Origin of the sequence: Pseudomonas sp. TWI929, assembly GCF_039673335.1 — a bacterium.
Lineage (GTDB): Bacteria > Pseudomonadota > Gammaproteobacteria > Pseudomonadales > Pseudomonadaceae > Aquipseudomonas.
The window spans coordinates 1-16,730 of record NZ_JBDJLK010000106.1; the positions used below are offsets into that span (position 1 = coordinate 1).

14 protein-coding genes and 3 tRNA genes are annotated in these 16,730 nt (G+C 61.8%); 8 read left to right on the forward strand and 9 right to left on the reverse strand.

Annotated features, from left to right (window positions below; genetic code table 11):
- Positions 1–142: 142 nt before the first annotated feature.
- The 5 genes from ABE456_RS25760 to ABE456_RS25780 all read right to left on the reverse strand — a co-directional run bounded on the left by ABE456_RS25760 (position 143) and on the right by ABE456_RS25780 (position 4,837).
- Positions 143–1,435, reverse strand: coding sequence for an AcvB/VirJ family lysyl-phosphatidylglycerol hydrolase (locus ABE456_RS25760; protein ID WP_346646444.1), 1,293 nt, complete (start codon positions 1,433–1,435; stop codon positions 143–145).
- Positions 1,435–4,077 (reverse strand): bifunctional lysylphosphatidylglycerol flippase/synthetase MprF, encoded by a 2,643-nt coding sequence (gene mprF, locus ABE456_RS25765; RefSeq protein ID WP_346646445.1) that lies wholly within the window; start codon positions 4,075–4,077, stop codon positions 1,435–1,437. Before mprF ends, ABE456_RS25760 begins: the two co-directional genes overlap by 1 nt.
- A 261-nt stretch (positions 4,078–4,338) precedes the next feature.
- Positions 4,339–4,415, reverse strand: a tRNA-Met gene (locus ABE456_RS25770).
- A gap of 133 nt (positions 4,416–4,548) precedes the next feature.
- Positions 4,549–4,625, reverse strand: a tRNA-Met gene (locus ABE456_RS25775).
- A 135-nt stretch (positions 4,626–4,760) separates the two neighbouring features.
- A tRNA-Met gene (locus ABE456_RS25780) sits at positions 4,761–4,837 on the reverse strand.
- A gap of 221 nt (positions 4,838–5,058) precedes the next feature.
- Here ABE456_RS25780 and dinB point away from each other — a divergent pair.
- Entirely contained in the window at positions 5,059–6,117 is a 1,059-nt protein-coding gene (gene dinB / locus ABE456_RS25785) for a DNA polymerase IV (RefSeq protein ID WP_346646454.1), read from the forward strand.
- A gap of 28 nt (positions 6,118–6,145) precedes the next feature.
- On the opposite strand, the gene ABE456_RS25790 is transcribed toward dinB, so the two are convergent.
- From ABE456_RS25790 to ABE456_RS25800, 3 genes are all read right to left on the reverse strand, one after another.
- The gene (locus ABE456_RS25790; protein WP_346646446.1) at positions 6,146–7,099 is read right to left on the reverse strand and encodes a hypothetical protein; all 954 of its coding nucleotides are present in this window, start codon (positions 7,097–7,099) and stop codon (positions 6,146–6,148) included.
- A 20-nt stretch (positions 7,100–7,119) separates the two neighbouring features.
- Positions 7,120–8,835, reverse strand: a complete 1,716-nt coding sequence (locus tag ABE456_RS25795; RefSeq protein ID WP_346646447.1) for a proline--tRNA ligase — start codon at positions 8,833–8,835, stop codon at positions 7,120–7,122.
- Positions 8,836–8,995: 160 nt separating this feature from the next.
- Complete coding sequence (locus ABE456_RS25800; protein ID WP_346646448.1) at positions 8,996–10,264, reverse strand: OprD family porin; 1,269 nt, start codon at positions 10,262–10,264, stop codon at positions 8,996–8,998.
- Positions 10,265–10,956: 692 nt separating this feature from the next.
- Here ABE456_RS25800 and ABE456_RS25805 point away from each other — a divergent pair.
- Both ABE456_RS25805 and ABE456_RS25810 read left to right on the forward strand, forming a co-directional pair.
- Positions 10,957–11,376 (forward strand): HIT domain-containing protein, encoded by a 420-nt coding sequence (locus ABE456_RS25805; protein ID WP_346646449.1) that lies wholly within the window; start codon positions 10,957–10,959, stop codon positions 11,374–11,376.
- A 1-nt stretch (position 11,377) separates the two neighbouring features.
- Entirely contained in the window at positions 11,378–11,584 is a 207-nt protein-coding gene (locus ABE456_RS25810) for a SlyX family protein (protein WP_346646450.1), read from the forward strand.
- A gap of 105 nt (positions 11,585–11,689) precedes the next feature.
- On the opposite strand, the gene ABE456_RS25815 is transcribed toward ABE456_RS25810, so the two are convergent.
- Complete coding sequence (locus tag ABE456_RS25815; RefSeq protein ID WP_346646451.1) at positions 11,690–12,283, reverse strand: cold-shock protein; 594 nt, start codon at positions 12,281–12,283, stop codon at positions 11,690–11,692.
- Positions 12,284–12,564: 281 nt separating this feature from the next.
- Between ABE456_RS25815 and ABE456_RS25820 the strand changes: the two genes are divergently transcribed.
- The 5 genes from ABE456_RS25820 (at position 12,565) to ABE456_RS25840 (ending at position 16,679) form a co-directional block, all read left to right on the forward strand.
- Positions 12,565–13,038 carry a Dps family protein gene (locus tag ABE456_RS25820; RefSeq protein WP_084854477.1) on the forward strand — a complete coding sequence of 158 codons (474 nt, stop codon included), beginning with the start codon at positions 12,565–12,567 and terminating at the stop codon, positions 13,036–13,038.
- A gap of 267 nt (positions 13,039–13,305) precedes the next feature.
- On the forward strand, positions 13,306–13,635 hold the full coding sequence (locus tag ABE456_RS25825; protein ID WP_346646452.1) for a ribbon-helix-helix domain-containing protein: 330 nt from the start codon (positions 13,306–13,308) through the stop codon (positions 13,633–13,635).
- A gap of 92 nt (positions 13,636–13,727) precedes the next feature.
- A complete protein-coding gene (locus tag ABE456_RS25830) occupies positions 13,728–13,949 on the forward strand; it encodes a zinc ribbon domain-containing protein (protein WP_003254776.1) in 222 nt (73 codons plus the stop codon).
- Positions 13,950–14,042: 93 nt separating this feature from the next.
- A complete protein-coding gene (aspS, locus tag ABE456_RS25835; protein ID WP_346646453.1) occupies positions 14,043–15,818 on the forward strand; it encodes an aspartate--tRNA ligase in 1,776 nt (591 codons plus the stop codon).
- 114 nt (positions 15,819–15,932) lie between these two features.
- Entirely contained in the window at positions 15,933–16,679 is a 747-nt protein-coding gene (locus ABE456_RS25840) for a YebC/PmpR family DNA-binding transcriptional regulator (RefSeq protein ID WP_003254770.1), read from the forward strand.
- Positions 16,680–16,730 lie beyond the last annotated feature (51 nt).

The window sequence follows — 16,730 nt, forward strand, 5'->3', positions numbered from 1 at the left end:
GAAGAAGACACCGCGGTGGATGGCACGGGCTTCGCCCGTGTTCGCGGGCAAGCCCGCTCCCACAGGGATCGCGCCAGCTTTTAGAAATTGAGCAAGACAGTTGCTCCCACATTGTCCGCGTCAGGCCTGCAAGGGGTGGCCATCAGTTCTGTTCAGCCACACTCGACTTGCCTTGACGCGTCTCGATTTCGCCAATCAAGCGCTTGGCCAGCGCCGGGTAGTTCTCGTCGAAGTGGTGCCCGCCGGGTAGCTTCAGGCGCTCACCTACCGCGGTCTTCTCGGTGCAACCGCTCTCGTCGGTTTCCTCGATGCCGTACACGCACACCACCTTGGACGCCGGCAGCTTGGCCATTTCCGGCCCGGTCGGCGCCTCCTGGCCTTCCTTGCCCAGCCAGCCCTCGACTTCAATCTCGAAGCTGCCACTGCGGGCAAAGGCCAGTAGCATCACCGCGTCGATACGCTGCTGGTCCTCGGCCGGCAGGCGGTTGTAGATCGCCGGCAGTACGTCGGCACCGAATGAATAACCGGTCAGCACAAAGCGCTTGGTGCCCCACTTCTGCCGGTAGTGCTGCATCAGCTCGGACAAGTCGGCGGCGCTTTGCTCCGGGGTCTTGTGCTGCCAGTAATAGCGCAGTGTGTCGATGCCTACCACCGGGTAGCCCAGTTTGGCCATCTCCCCGGCCACGTCACGGTCCAGGTCGCGCCAGCCGCCATCACCAGAGAGGAACAGGGTGACCGTGTCGGTGGTCTGCCCGGCCGGTACCTCGACTACCGGTATGGCCAGGGCATTGCCGTCATGGCCGACCAAGGCCTGGGTCAGCTGGGCCTTGAGCACTTGTGGCAGGTGGATGTCGTAATCGCTGATGCTGGTTTCGGCATTGGCCTGGTCGCGCACGAAGGCGGCGCTGGCGTCATCCGGGTTGTCGTTCCAGGCGACGTTCCAGTGGCCATGGGCAGCCGATTTGGGCAGCGGCGCCTGGCAGCCAGGTTGCTCCAGGCTGAAGTCCACGGAAATCGCCCGCGCCTTGTCATTGCCCTGGCTGGCCAGCCAGCGCCAGGCCTGGGCAGCGCCAGGGCCGATACCGGCGACCAGGGTGGGCTTTTCCGGCATCTGGCTCAGGGCCTGGTCCATCGCCTGTTGCTGCTTGCTGCAGTCGTTGGGCGGCAGGATCACCTGCACCAGTTGCGCCTCGCCGGCCTGGGCCAGGTCCAGCAGTTGCTTGTCGGTCAGCGCCTGGTCCTGAGGCACGCCAATGGCCACCCGAGCCTTGGGGTGCACGCCAGGGGTGACCCGGGTGATGCTGGTGTCATTGATGCTCAGTTGTTCCAGGCGCGCCTCGGGGGCCGGGCGCGTCCATAGCCAGAACGCCAGAGCACCCCCCAGGGCAGCCAGCAGCAAGGGAACCAGCAAGTACAGCCAAAAGCGTCGGGTCATCAACGTTTCACCAATCCAGTCAGGCCGCCTGCGATCAGGGCGGCGGTGTCGGCCAGTGCCACCAGCGGGTCGAGCCCGGCCGGCACAGCCATGTAGCGGGGTTCCCAGTCCGGTTGGAATTTGTCCTTGAAGCGTCGAAGCCCCTGGAAGTTGTACAGCTGCTCGCCACGGCGGAACACCATCGAGCCCAGGCGCTGGGTCAAGGGGGCGCCACGCCGCGGCTGTAGCCCGGAAAGCGGCACCATGCCCAGGCTGAAGCGGGCGTAGTCATGGCCTTTGTAGTGCAGGATCAGGCCGATCATCATGAACTCCATGGTCAGCTTCGGTGCCTCGGGGTGCGCACGCATCAGGTCGAGGCTGGCCAGTTCGTTGCCATGGGTCTCCAACAGGTTGGCGAAGGCCACCGGCCGCCCCTGGAAGCGAATCAGGGCGATGCGGAAGTGCTGCAAGTAGTCTGGGCTGAAGCGCCCCAGTGAGAAGCCTTTCTCGCGCACATTCTTGCTGCCGAGCCAGGCATCGGAAATTTCCTTCAGTTCTGCCAGTGGGGCGTGGCCAGGTTCGTGGATTTCCAGGCTAAGGCCGTCGCGGCCGCCGCGGTTCCAGGTATAGCGCAGGTCCTTCATCTCCTTGCCCTTGGCTTCAAGGTCGAAGCGGCGCAAATCGACCCGAGCTTCCTCGCCCAACTTCAGCGCTGTAAGGCCAATGTCCATGTAGAACGGCAGGTTCTCGGCACGTACCTGGTAGAACACCGGCCGGGCGTGATGCAGGTCGCACAGGTCGCGGAACTGCCAGATCATTTCGGCGCGTTCCTGGGCGGGGCCGATCGGGTCGTACAGGGCCACCAGGCTGCGGCCGCGCCGGGCATACATGAGGAAGGCGTTGTTACGCGGATGGAACAGCAACGCCTTGTCCCCGGTCAGGGCCAGGCCGCCGTCGGGCTGGTCCGAGGCCAGCAGAATGCGGTTGGCGCGCTGCAGCTCCTGTTCATCGGGCAGGTGGATCACTGGCGGCGCGGTGCGCAGCAGCCAGGTAAGGGCCACGGCGGCCAGCAGCAAGGCGCTGCCCATGGCGGCGCGCAGGCCCCTTGGGGCGTCAGCATCGAGGGTGAACTGCCACCACAGCTGATGGCTGTAGGGCACATCCTGGTAGGCGAACAGCAACAGCCATACCGACGCACCGACCGCGCAGGCGCTGGCCACCAGGAACACCGGCGAGAACGGCAGCTCCAGCAGGCGGCTGGGGCGGTAGAAGGAGCGGCGGAACAGGGCGAGCAGGGCAGCGGTGAAAGTCAGCAGGCAAGCCTCTTCCCAGTCGAAGCCCTTGAGCAGCGACAACAGGGCGCCGACCAGCAACAGCACGGTGGTCAGCAGCCAGGCGGCGGACAGGCGCCGGCGCAGGCCCTGGGCCAGCAGCAGGCACAGCACGCCGATCAGGCTGGCGCCGAAGTGCGAGGCATCTATCAGCCGGTGCGGCACCAGGAAGCCCATGTGCTCCAGGCGTGTGTCGATTTCGGGCGTGGCGCCGGAGAACAGCAGTACCACACCGGACAGGAACACCAGGATTGACAGGATCGGTGCGGCCAGCCCGGACGCTGCCTTGATGGCCTGTTGCGCGAACAGCAAGCGCCGGGCCTCATTGGCCAGCAGCAACACGCAGGCCAGCAGCAGTGGCAGCACTACATAGATCAGGCGATAGAGCAGCAGGGCGGCGGCCAGCGGTGCTGCACCGAGCTGGTCGGCAAAGGCCGCCAGCAGGATCGCTTCGAACACCCCGACGCCGCCCGGAACGTGGCTGAGTACGCCCGCGGCAAGGGCCAGCAGGTACACCAGGACAAACGCGCCGAAAGGCGGTGCTTCGGGCAACAGCAGATACAGCACGGTGGCGGCAGCGGCGACATCCAGCGCGGTAATCAGCAATTGCAGGGCGGCCAGGCGCACGCCCGGCAGGCGCAGTGTGCGGCGGCCCAGTTGCACCAGCAGGTTATTGGCCAGCGGTTGTTCGGCCAGGCGCCGACGGTACAAGCCGACTACCAGCAGGGCGCACGCCACCAGCACGGCTGTGGCGATACCTGCCAGCAGGCCAGGCGCCAACCCCAATGCGGTAGAGGCCGCGTGCAGGTCACTCAGGGTTGCCAAGGCGGCCAGGGGCGGTAACGCGCAGCCCAGCGACAGGCTGGCAAAAACCGTCATTCGTGCGACTTCGCCGGCACCAAGCCCCTGGCGTGCGTACAGGCGGTAGCGTACGGAACCGCCCGAGAGCATCGACAGGCCAATGGCGTTGCCGATGGCAAAGGCGCTGAAGCCACCCAGCACCAGGCTGCGAGCCGGCAGCTTCACGCCGGCGTAGCGGCTGGCCGACCACTCGTAGCCCAGCAAGATCGCAAAGCCGATCACGGTTGCCAGCAAGGCACCCAGTAACGACTGGGCCGGCACGCTGAGCATGGCGTCGTGCAAGGCATAGATGTCCAGCTCGCTCAGCAAGTGGCGGCAGGCAATCAGGGCCATGGTGAACAGCACCAGGGTCACTGCCAGGCCGATGGGCTGGCGGTAGCGGCTCAAGCGTTCAAGCAAGGGCAGCCGTTGCACGGCACCGGGCAGCGCCGAGGCGAGCGGCACCGGCGGTTCGGGGTTGTGCGTAGTCATGGATTGCCCCGGGCATGCAGCGCGAGGTAAAGGAAAGGTGCGGCCAAGTGAAAGTCCCTTAGAAAAACGTATCCAATGTTACTCCGGCCTCAGGCGCTTTCAGCGGCCTGGCAGGGTTAAAGATAGTTCATCCAGGGGGCGACACCTCAAGCCTGCGGTTTGGCTGGAGGGAGGGGAAATTTCAGGCGACGAAAAGCAGGGAGGGCAAAAGCAACAAACCCCGCGCTGCTGTTACACAGGCGGGGTTTGTTCTGACGAATATGGTTGCGGGAGCCGGATTTGAACCGACGACCTTCGGGTTATGAGCCCGACGAGCTACCAGGCTGCTCCATCCCGCGTCAGAGGTGCGCATTCTACAGTTTGTTGATCGTGTGTCAAGCGCTAAGCTTTGATTTATTGAGGTTTTTCTGCGGTACTTTTCAGCGGACAAAGAAAAAGGCCACTGTGTTAACAGTGGCCTTTTCTTGAATCTGGTTGCGGGAGCCGGATTTGAACCGACGACCTTCGGGTTATGAGCCCGACGAGCTACCAGGCTGCTCCATCCCGCGTCAGTGGGGCGAATTCTACAGCTTGCAGCTGGCATGTCAAGCGCTAAGCTTTGATTTGTCGAGCTTTTTTCTGCTGCACTTTTCAGTAGGCAAAGAAAAAGGCCACTGCGTTATACAGTGGCCTTTTCTCGAATCTGGTTGCGGGAGCCGGATTTGAACCGACGACCTTCGGGTTATGAGCCCGACGAGCTACCAGGCTGCTCCATCCCGCGCCTGTGAGATCGAATTCTACGGATTTACTTCCCAGTGTCAAGCAGTTTTTTTGGAAAACCCTTTTTTGTTCAAACCCTTAGCGCTTTACATCAGTAGCCGGCTCAGGCGCGGCGGGGCTTTCAGGCCGATTATCGTGTGGCGATGCGGGTGAGGTGTTTCTGAATAGGGCGCATGCGATACTATCTGTATGAATTTACAGTGCTGACGGTCATCCATGTCCTTGCGCAAGATCATCCACGTCGACTGCGATTGCTTCTACGCCGCGATCGAGATGCGTGACGACCCGCGCCTGGCCGGGCGGCCCATGGCGGTGGGGGGCTCGCCCGACCACCGTGGGGTGATCGCCACTTGCAACTATGAAGCGCGTGCCTATGGTGTGCGTTCGGCCATGTCGTCGCGGCATGCGCTGAAGCTGTGCCCCGACCTGTTGATCGTCAAGCCGCGCTTCGAGGCCTACCGTGAGGCCTCGCGGGAAATCCACACGATCTTCCGTGACTACACCGAACTGATCGAGCCGTTGTCGCTGGACGAGGCTTACCTGGATGTGAGCGACAGCCAGTGGTATGCGGGCAGCGCTACGCGTATCGCCGAGGATATCCGCCGGCGCGTTGCCCGCACCCTGCACATCACCGTGTCCGCAGGTGTGGCGCCGAACAAGTTCCTGGCCAAGATCGCCAGCGACTGGCGCAAGCCCAATGGGCTGTTCGTGATTACCCCAGGCGAGGTCGAAGCATTCGTAGCCGCCTTGCCGGTGGCCAGGTTGCACGGGGTGGGCAAGGTGACGGCCGACAAGCTGGCACGGCTGGGTATCGAAACCTGCCTTGAGCTGCGCGAATGGTCACGGCTGGCGCTGGTGCGCGAGTTTGGCAGTTTTGGCGAGCGTTTGTGGGGCCTGGCGCGGGGTATCGATGAGCGTGCGGTGCACAATGACAGCCGCCGGCAGTCGGTCAGTGTGGAAAACACCTACGACACCGACCTGCCGGACCTGGCCAGTTGCCTGGCACGCTTGCCCGAACTGCTGGAAAGCCTGAACGAACGCATCGCACGCATGGACAGCAGTTACCGGCCGGACAAACCCTTCGTCAAGGTCAAGTTCCATGACTTCAGCCAGACCACCATGGAGCAGGCGGGTGCGGGCAGGGACCTGGAGAGTTATCGGCAGTTGCTGGGGCAGGCCTTTGCCCGTGGTGGCAAGCCGGTGCGATTGCTGGGGGTAGGGGTGAGGTTGCGCGACCTGCGCGGGGCGCATGAACAGCTGGAGCTGTTCCCGCCTAAATGAACAGGGGCTGCAAAGCAGCCCCAATGTGTCAATGCACGCCCGGATCAGCCACCAACCGGCCAGTGGCCTTGGTCAGCGACTGCAGAAACTCCTGCTGCAGTTCCGGATCGTTGCGGGTCAGCTCGATCAGGCTCTGTTCCATTTCACTGGCTTCTTCTTCAAGGCCCAGCTCGGACAAACGCTTGACCCGGTGCACCCACTGGCCGACATCGTCATCTTCAAGGTCATCGAAGATCAGTTCATGGGCTTCGAGCAGCTTGTTGCGCAAGGTGGCGCTGACCAGCAGGCTGGCATCGCCACGTACCGCATTATCCTCGTCGAGCACTTGCAGGTGCAGGGTGCCGACGTGGTTGAGGTTCTGCTCCGAGAACGGGCTGTCGAGCAGGTTCAGGCGCAGTACGCCGTTCCTGTCGGTGGTCAGTTCGTGGGTCATCTTGCCAGCCTTCACCTCGACCAGGCGCTCGCTCCAGGGCACGCTGGTAAATTCCTCGCGCTTGCCTTTCTGCACTTCGCTGATACCGGCTAGGTTCTGCTGGGCGCGACCATTGGATGGCGTGTTCATGAACGGGTTGAGCCCGTCCATGCCGTAGCTGAGCCAGTCGTGGGTGATGCTTTCCGGCAGGTTGCCCAAGGCGAAGACGTTGACCACGTTGGCACCGACGCCAGCCACCACGGCCACCGCACCCAGTGGGATCTCGTAGATCTCCCGCCAGGGTTGGTAAGGCGTGTAGCGGTCATAGCGGCGCGTGACTTCGAACTCGGTGACTTCGAAGCGCTTCTGCTCATGCACGCGCACACGCCGTTGCGGAAGCTCCATCACCTTCGGCTCGCCGACATCGATCTGCAGGGTGTGCTCGAGCAATTTGCGCTCGACGCGCTCCTCATGGTCGCTGCGCTGGGACATCTGGTTGGCGCAGCCGCTGACGAGCAGGGCACCGCACAGTGCGGTGCCCCCCAGGGTAAAGGTACTTCGCTTGAACATGATCACTCGTGCATTGGTTATCAGCGGCGAACGCGGGCCTGCAGGAAGGTCAGCACTTCATTGAGCGGCAACGCCTGGGCGTCCTGCTCGGTGCGGTGCTTGTACTCCAGGTTGCCTTCGGCCAGGCCGCGATCGCTGACGACGATGCGGTGCGGGATGCCGATCAGCTCCATGTCGGCAAACTTGATGCCTGGGCTGGTCTTCTTGTCGCGGTCGTCCAGCAGTACCTCAAAGCCGGCAGCGGTCAGTTCGGCGTACAGCTTGTCGGTCGCTTCGCGAACCACGTCGGTTTCGTAGCGCAGCGGCACCAGGGCGATCTGGAACGGCGCCAGGGCGTCGTTCCAGATGATGCCCTTGTCGTCATAGCTCTGCTCGATGGCAGCAGCAACCACGCGGGAAACACCGATGCCATAGCAGCCCATCGACAGCACGACCGGCTTGCCGTTCTCGCCCAGTACCTGGCACTTCAGTGCCTCGCTGTACTTGGTGCCCAGCTGGAAGATGTGGCCCACTTCGATGCCGCGCTTGATCACCAGGGTGCCCTGGCCGTCCGGGCTTGGGTCGCCTTCGACCACGTTACGCAGGTCGGCGACCTGTGGCACTGGCAGGTCACGCTCCCAGTTGACGCCGAAGTAGTGCTTGTCGTCGATGTTGGCGCCGATGCCGAAGTCGCTCATCAGGGCAACCGAACGGTCGATGATGATTTCCAGCGGCAGGTTGAGCGGGCCGAGCGAGCCAGCACCGGCGCCGATGGCGTCGCGCAGTTCGGCTTCGGTGGCCATGACCAGCGGGTCGGCAACCTGTTCCAGCTTGGTCGCCTTGATTTCGTTCAGTTCGTGGTCGCCGCGAACGATCAGGGCGATCAGCTTGCCCTCTTCGGCGCCGCGCACGATCAGGGTCTTGACGGTTTTCTCGATCGCCAGGCCGTGGTTTTCCACCAGCTGGGCGATGGTCTTGGCCTCTGGGGTGTCGACCAGGCGCAGCTCCTCGGTAGGGGCAGGGCGCACGGTTTCACGCGGGATGGCCTCGGCCTTCTCGATGTTGGCGGCGTAGTCGGAGCTGTCGCTGAAGATCACGTCGTCTTCGCCGGATTCGGCCAGTACGTGGAACTCGTGCGAGTAGCTGCCACCGATGGAGCCGGTGTCGGCCTGCACTGGGCGGAAGTCCAGGCCCAGGCGGGTGAACACGTTGCTGTACGCCTGGTGCATGCGGTCGTAGGTTTCCTGCAGGGAAGCCTGGTCGGCATGGAACGAGTAGGCGTCCTTCATGATGAACTCGCGGCCACGCATCAGGCCGAAGCGTGGGCGGATTTCATCACGGAACTTGGTCTGGATCTGGTACATGTTGAGCGGCAGCTGTTTATAGCTGGACAGCTCGTTACGGGCCAGGTCGGTGATGACTTCTTCGTGAGTCGGGCCAACGCAGAAGTCGCGCTGGTGGCGGTCCTTCAGGCGCAGCAGCTCAGGGCCGTACTGCTCCCAGCGGCCGGATTCCTGCCACAGTTCAGCGGGCTGGATGCTGGGCATCAGCACTTCCAGGGCGCCGGCAGCGTTCATTTCCTCACGCACCACGGCCTCGACCTTGCGCATAACCCGCAGGCCCATCGGCAGCCAGGTGTACAGGCCGGAGGCCAGTTTGCGGATCATGCCGGCACGCAGCATGAGCTGATGGCTGATGACCACTGCGTCGGCAGGGGTTTCTTTCTGGGTGGCGAGCAAATATTGACTGGTGCGCATGGTTAGCCGTGTCGATTGCCTAAGACGTTGAAATAGCCCCGCATTGTACGGGGGTGAAACGAAGGCGTACAGGATGCCCCAGGGCGTGACGCTTGTCAGCCAAGAAAAAGCCCGGCGTGATCGCCGGGCTTTTTCAGGTGCGGGGCACTGCAAGCCAGGCTTACAGGATGCTCAGCGGGTACTCGACGATCAGACGCAGTTCGTCGATCGATGGGGAGCTGTTCAGGTACACAGCGTCGGAGGAGCGGTAGGTAGCCTGACGGATACGGAAGCTGAGGTCCTTGGCCGGGCCTTCCTGCAGCACGTATTTGATATCGACGTCGCGTTCCCATTCTTTGCCGTTGTCGCCGCTCGAAACGTTGGCGTCGGTACCGTGTACGTAACGGGTCATGAAGGTCAGGCCTGGGATGCCGTATTCGGCGAAGTTCAGGTCGTAGCGAGCCTGCCAGGACTTCTCGTCTTCGGCGTTAAAGTCGGAACGGGCCACGGAGTTAGCCAGGAAGATGGTGCCGCCGCCGTCCACGCCATAAGCGTAGTCGCCATCACCGGACACTTTCTGGTAGGCCAGAGTGAAGGTGTGAGCGCCGATGTTGTAGGCGGCCGACAGGCTGAATGCGCGGTTGTCGAGCTTGTCACCATCGAAGGCGCGAGCCAGGTCACCATCGCTTTTGGTGTCATAGATGTTGAAGTCGAATACCAGGCCTTGCTTATCGGAGATCGGCAGTGCCCAGTTGACGTTGGCGTAGTACTTGCGCCAGTAGTCTTCGACCTTGGAGTAGTAGAGGCTGGTGCTCAGGTTGTCGGTGAAAGCGTAGGTGCCACCGAAGACGTCGGCTTTGGTCAGGTTCAGGCTGTCGTGGTAAGTCTGATCCTGCGCGTTCAGCGCGGTGAAGTGACCGGCGTGCAGGGTCAGGCCATCGATTTCGTTGCTGGTGATCAGGCCACCTTCAGCAACTTCCGGCAGCAGGCGGCTGTCGTCGGTAGCAAATACTGGCAATGCGGTGAACTGGTCGCCCCACTTCAGTACGGTGTTGGAGAAGCGCATCTTCACTGCGCCGCCACCTTCGGAGTAATCATCCTGCGAACGGCCGTCGGAGCCTTCCGGGAACAGGCCGGTGCCAGCGCGGCCCTTGCCGCTGTCCAGTTTGATACCGAGCATGCCGATGGCGTCGACGCCGAAGCCTACCGCGCCCTGTGTAAAGCCCGACTCGAAGGTGCCGAGGAAGCCAAGGCCGGTTTCTTCAACGCGGCTCTGCGAGCCGCTTGGGACATTGCGGAAGTCACGGCTGAAGTACAGCATGCGGGTCTTGACGTTCAGCTTGCTGTCTTCAACGAAACCTTTGGACTCGTCTTGTGCCGAGGCCATTGCCAACTGCGAGGTCCCTGCCGCAACGGCCAGGGCGATCATGCTCCACTTCATCACGCGCATCGTGATTTGCTCCTTTGGTTTTTTAGGAAGAGTACCGCTGCGTCCAAGTTTTTTAGTTATATGGTGCAGCTCTTTCTTGTTATGTCGGCGAAAATGTATAGCACGCTGACTGTTGTTGGCGATATGGCTATAAGCGTCCTTTACGGAACTTTTTTTCCATGTCGCTTTTAGGTAGTTCCATGTCGCAAATCACGCCCCGATTTTTGGGTCGTAAAACGCCAGCGCTGTTCCTGTCACCGTAATGAGTCTGTAACTACAGATTCCGGCTGGGGAAACTCCCTGGTAACCAATGCCGCTGTTGTTATTTGTCGCGTACACCTGCCACTGCAGATGTCGTGCCGACTTGGCGTGAAGGGAATGCAACAAGCGTGCTCAAAATTCGCAACACTTCATGAAATTTTCACAAAACCTGCTACCGGAGGTCGGAAAGTGCCGTAAACACGGGGCCTGAACTGTCAGGCGCTGTGTTGGAGTCGAGAATCATTAAAATTTAAAAACCTGTCATTAAAGTCAATGTGTTACCGCAACTTGTTAATTCAGTGTGAAATGTGGGGTGGCGAGTGTGGCGAGGGGGGAGCAGGTGGCCTCATTTTGGTGCGAAAAGTAGCGCTGTGTTACCGGGAACGTGCAAGGTATCCTTGCGGCCTGTTTTCCGCTTGAAGCGGGTTGGTTCTGCCTGAAGGAGATATGCCGTGTTTGTCCTCGATTCGCGTTTGCAGCAGGATTCCCTGGTGCTGGGGGAATTTGCACTTTGCCAGTTGCTGCTGAGCAAGGATGCCAACTACCCATGGTTCATCCTGGTGCCCAAGCGCGCCGGCATCAGTGAACTGTTCGAGCTGGATGCGGCAGAACAGCAGCAGTTATGGCAAGAAACCACCTGCCTGGCCGAAGCGCTGAAGGCCAGCTACAGCGCCGACAAGATGAACGTTGCTACCTTGGGCAATGTGGTCAGCCAGCTGCACATGCATGTGATCGTGCGTCAGCGCGACGATGCCGCGTGGCCGGCACCGGTGTGGGGCAAGTGCCCAGCCGTGGCCTACACCGACGATCAGGTGCAAGCCATTCGCCAGCGCCTGCGCGGGCTGCAACTTGCTGGTTATCTGGAGGCCTGACATGTCGCTTGAATTGCGCATGGTCGAACTGGAAACCCGTCAGGCGTTCCAGGATGACACCATCCAGGCGCTTAATGATGTGGTGGTCGAGCAGGGGCGGGTGATCGAGCGGCTGCAATTGCAGATGGCCGAGTTGATCAAGCGTCATGCAGAGATGGTCGGCCAGTACGGCAGCGAAGGGGATGAGGCACCACCGCCGCATTATTGAAGCCTTCCATGGCCCTATCGCCGGCAAGCCAGCTCCCACAGGTACGATGCTGCCCTCAGGTGGGGCGTGGCCTTTGTGGGAGATGGCTTGCCGGCGATGGCGTCCTCAGCGGCGGGTCACCGCGACCACATCCTCGGCCTGCAGGCCCTTGTCGCGGTGCATCACCGAAAACTCCACGCGCTGGCCTTCGACCAGGATGCGGTGGCCTTCGCCGCGAATGGCACGAAAGTGCACGAAGATATCGTCGCCCGAATCGCGGGAGATGAAACCAAAGCCTTTGGACGTGTTGAACCACTTTACGGTGCCGGTATCACGGTTGCCGGCATCTTGCGCCGTGTGCTGGCTGGTGCGTGCCTTGCGCGGGCTGCGGGCAAAGCCCACGACCAAGTGCGCGGCCACGGCCAGCGCTGCGCAAACCAGTGCGGCGAGGTTGCCCATTTCCGGGCGTGCCAGCAGCGTCAGGGTCTGCAGTACCACGGCTACCACCAGCAGGGCGCAAGCCAGGTGTTGCAACTGTTGGCGTGCGCCGCGGTAGTACAGCGGCACGACGGGGGCCAATACCAGGTTGAGCAGGCCGAGCAGGGCCAGGTAGACCGCGTCAGGTTGTTGCAGGAAGGGTGTCGCATCGGTTTTCAGGCTGGGTATGAGCGATAGCAGCAAGGCTGCCACGCCCGTCACCAGATGGACGATCTTGAACATGGGGTTGGCTCACAGTTGATAAGGCCGATCACAGGAAGAGCTGGCAACACGGTGCGCATGAGGTGTAGAGCGCGAACACGTGACAGGCCAGCCTATGCACCCGGCAATGACAGTCTGCACAGGTGGCACCGTGCCTATTTAACAGTAAAGCCGCAGGCTACTCAAACCGCAGGCCGCCCGGCGGGCGATGTGTTGCGCCATGTCACATGCGGCATGCGCCAATCATTGCTACAGTGGTCGGCGCCCGCTTGAGTCTCAAGCCTTATGGAAAGGGGAACTTCATGGCAATCGATATCGGTATCAGTGAAGAAGATCGCAAGTCCATCGTCGATGGGCTGTCCCGCCTGTTGTCGGATACCTACGTGCTGTATCTGAAAACCCATAACTTTCATTGGAACGTCACTGGCCCGTCGTTCCGCACCCTGCACCTGATGTTCGAAGAGCAGTACAACGAACTGGCGCTGGCCGTCGATTCGATCGCCGAGCGCATCCGTGCCCTCGGTTTCCCGGCGCCGGGGTCTTATGCATTTTATGCGCGGCACTCTTCGATCAAGGAGGAGGAAGGCGTACCTCCGGCGGACGAGATGATCCGCCAGCTGGTCCAGGGCCAGGAGGCCGTGGTACGCACTGCGCGCAGCATCTTCCCGGTGGTGGACAAGGTCAGCGACGAGCCGACCGCCGACCTGCTGACCCAGCGCATGCAAGTGCACGAGAAAACCGCCTGGATGCTGCGGGTGCTGCTCGACGGTAATTGATTGTCTGAGGTGGGCAGCGGTCCCTGTGGGAGCGGGTTCACCCGCGAAGGAGGCATCGCGGTGCATGGCACCGGCTTTGCCGGTGTTCGCGGCTAAAGCCGCTCCCACACAGGTCCGGCACCGCCATTGGAAATCATGAAAGGAAACCCGGTCGGGGGATACCCGCCCGGGTTTTGTATTTTGTGCAGGAACATTTTGCCGCTGCTTTAACCTCGCCCATCAGCGCTTCATACGCCACCTGGTACCTGTGACGAGGAAGTGTGGCGCATGATGCAAGCGAGCAAGCGTGTTATTGGTCAGGGGCGTTGGCCGGGTAAACAGTGCATTGATCCGTTCAAGGCGGATTTCGACATGTTGCAGACCCAGCCTGTTTCACGTTCGGTACGGCTCAACGGCTTTTCCACCTGTCTGCGGCTGGAGGCCGTCTACTGGGGCATCCTGGAACGCATCGCCGCAGCCAACCGCTGTTCGGTCAGCGCGGTGCTGTCCTATGTGGACCGTGAAGTGCACCTGCGCCAGGGTGGGGTGCGTAACTTCAGCGGGCTGATCCGGGTGATCTGCGTTGCCTGGCTGCAAGACCCACCAAGTGTGCGCTGATCGCCTGGCGGGCTGCGCAGTGCTTGCTAACCATATATAATCCCGCTTTTTGCTGCCCCGGCAGCCAGCGTTGTGGTTGACGAGAGACACCCATGCCCCTTTATGACTATCAATGTGCATCCTGCGAGCACCGCATGGAAGTGCTGCAGAAGATCAGCGCCGCGCCGCTGACCGATTGCCCGGCCTGCCAGGCGCCGGCGCTGAAAAAGCTGCTGTCGGTGCCAGGCTTCCGCCTGAGCGGTAACGGTTGGTATGAAACCGACTTCAAGACCGGGGCGAAAAAGAATCTGGCAGGCGGCGACAAGGCCGACTGAGTTGAATGCTGTGACCGGGTCTTGCAGTATTAGCCCTCCGGGCGGCCAAGGCCTCCACCGAATACACGAATCACGAGAAGCGAAACCACCATCATGATGCGCAGCCATTATTGCGGCCAACTGAACGAGAGCCTGGACGGCCAGGAAGTCACCCTTTGCGGCTGGGTCCATCGTCGCCGCGACCACGGCGGGGTGATCTTCCTCGACATCCGTGACCGCGAAGGCATGGCCCAGGTCGTGTTCGACCCGGATCGCGCCGAAACCTTCGCCGCTGCCGACCGTGTGCGCAGCGAATACGTCGTGCAGATCACCGGCAAGGTGCGCAAGCGCCCTGAAGGTGCGGTGAACGCCAACATGGCCTCCGGCGCCATCGAGATCCTCGGCTACCAGCTGAACGTGCTCAACGAAGCGGAAACCCCGCCGTTCCCGCTGAACGAATACTCCGACGTGGGCGAAGAAACCCGCCTGCGCTACCGTTTCATCGACCTGCGTCGCCCGGAAATGGCCGACAAGCTGCGCCTGCGCTCGCGCATTACCAGCAGCATTCGTCGCTTCCTCGACGAAAACGGCTTCCTCGACGTCGAAACGCCGATCCTGACCCGTGCCACCCCGGAAGGCGCGCGTGACTACCTGGTACCAAGCCGTACCCACGCCGGTAGCTTCTTCGCCCTGCCGCAGTCGCCACAGCTGTTCAAGCAGCTGCTGATGGTCGCCGGCTTCGACCGCTACTACCAGATCGCCAAGTGCTTCCGTGACGAAGACCTGCGTGCCGACCGCCAGCCGGAATTCACCCAGATCGACATCGAGACCAGCTTCCTCGATGAAAGCGAGATCATGGGCCTGACCGAAAGCATGATCCGCAAGCTGTTCAAGGAAGTGCTCGACCTGGAATTCGGCGAATTCCCGCACATGACCTTCGAAGAGGCCATGCGCCGCTACGGTTCCGACAAGCCAGACCTGCGTATCCCGCTGGAGCTGGTAGACGTTGCCGACCAGCTGAAGGATGTCGACTTCAAGGTATTCGCCGGCCCGGCCAACGATCCGAAGTGCCGCGTGACCGCCCTGCGCCTGCCAGGCGGTGCCAGCATGCCGCGCAGCAAGATCGACGAGTACACCAAGTTCGTCGGCATCTACGGTGCCAAGGGCCTGGCCTACATCAAGGTCAACGAGCGCGCCAAGGGCGTCGAAGGCCTGCAGTCGCCGATCGTCAAGAACATCCCTGAGGCCAACCTCAACAACATCCTCGACCGCGTTGGCGCCGTAGACGGCGACATCGTGTTCTTCGGTGCCGACAAGTTCAAGGTGGTCAGCGAAGCCCTGGGCGCGCTGCGTATCCGCCTGGGCCACGACTTCGAGCTGCTGACCTGCGAGTGGGCGCCGATGTGGGTGGTCGACTTCCCGATGTTCGAAGAGAACGAAGACGGTAGCTTCACCGCGCTGCACCACCCGTTCACCGCGCCGAAGTGCACCCCGGAAGAGCTCGAGGCCAACCCGGCCACCGCCCTGTCCCGTGCCTACGACATGGTCCTGAACGGTACCGAGCTGGGTGGCGGTTCGATCCGTATCCACCGCAAGGAGATGCAGCAGGCTGTATTCCGTCTGCTGGGTATCCAGGCAGAAGAACAGGAAGAGAAGTTCGGCTTCCTGCTCGACGCCCTGAAGTTCGGTGCACCGCCTCACGGTGGCCTGGCCTTCGGCCTGGACCGCCTGGTCATGCTGATGACCGGCGCCCAGTCGATCCGTGAAGTGATCGCCTTCCCGAAAACCCAGAGCGCCGCGTGCGTCATGACCCAGGCCCCTGGCATGGTCGATGCCAAGGCCCTGCGCGAGCTGCACATCCGACTGCGCGAACAGACCAAGGTCGAGTAAGCAGTCCCCGGGCGCATCCACATGGATGCGCCTTTGCGTTTCGGCGCAGGCATTTTCCCGTCCCGCCCCGTCATGGGGCGGGGCCGTTTGTGATTCAAAGGATTCGGAGTCGTTATGGCTGGTCATTCCAAGTGGGCGAACATCAAGCACCGCAAAGAGCGCCAGGATGCCAAGAGAGGCAAGGTATTCACCAAGTGGATCCGCGAACTGACGGTCGCTGCCAAGCAGGGCGGCCCTGACCCGGCATCCAACCCGCGCCTGCGCCTGGCGCTGGACAAGGCCCTGGGCGCCAACATGAGCCGCGACATCATCGATCGGGCCGTGGCCCGTGGTGCTGGCACCAACGAAAGCGACAACGTCGAAGAGCTCAGCTATGAAGGCTACGGCCCGGGTGGCGTGGCGATCATGGTCGAAGCCATGACCGACAACCGCAACCGTACCGCTGCCGCTGTGCGCCATGCCTTCACCAAGTGTGGCGGCAACCTGGGCACCGACGGTTCGGTGGCCTACCTGTTCGAGCGCAAGGGCCAGATCAGCTTTGCCCCAGGCGTGGAAGAAGACGCGTTGATGGAAGCGGCGATGGAGGCCGATGCCGACGACGTGGTGGCCAACGATGACGGCTCGTTCGACGTGTTCACCTCGTTCAACAGCTTCTATGCCGTGCGTAACGCCCTGGAAGAGGCTGGTTTCAAGGCCGCTGACGCGGAAATCGTCATGCAGCCGACCACCAGCGCCGAACTCGACCAGGACGGTGCCGAAAAGGTGCTCAAGCTGATCGACATGCTCGAAGACCTGGATGATGTGCAGAACGTCTACTCCAACGCCCAGATTTCCGACGAGATCATGGAAAACCTCGGCTAAGGTGTTCTGGGCATTCAGGGTGGGCAGGTAGCTTTATTGGGGCTGCTGTGC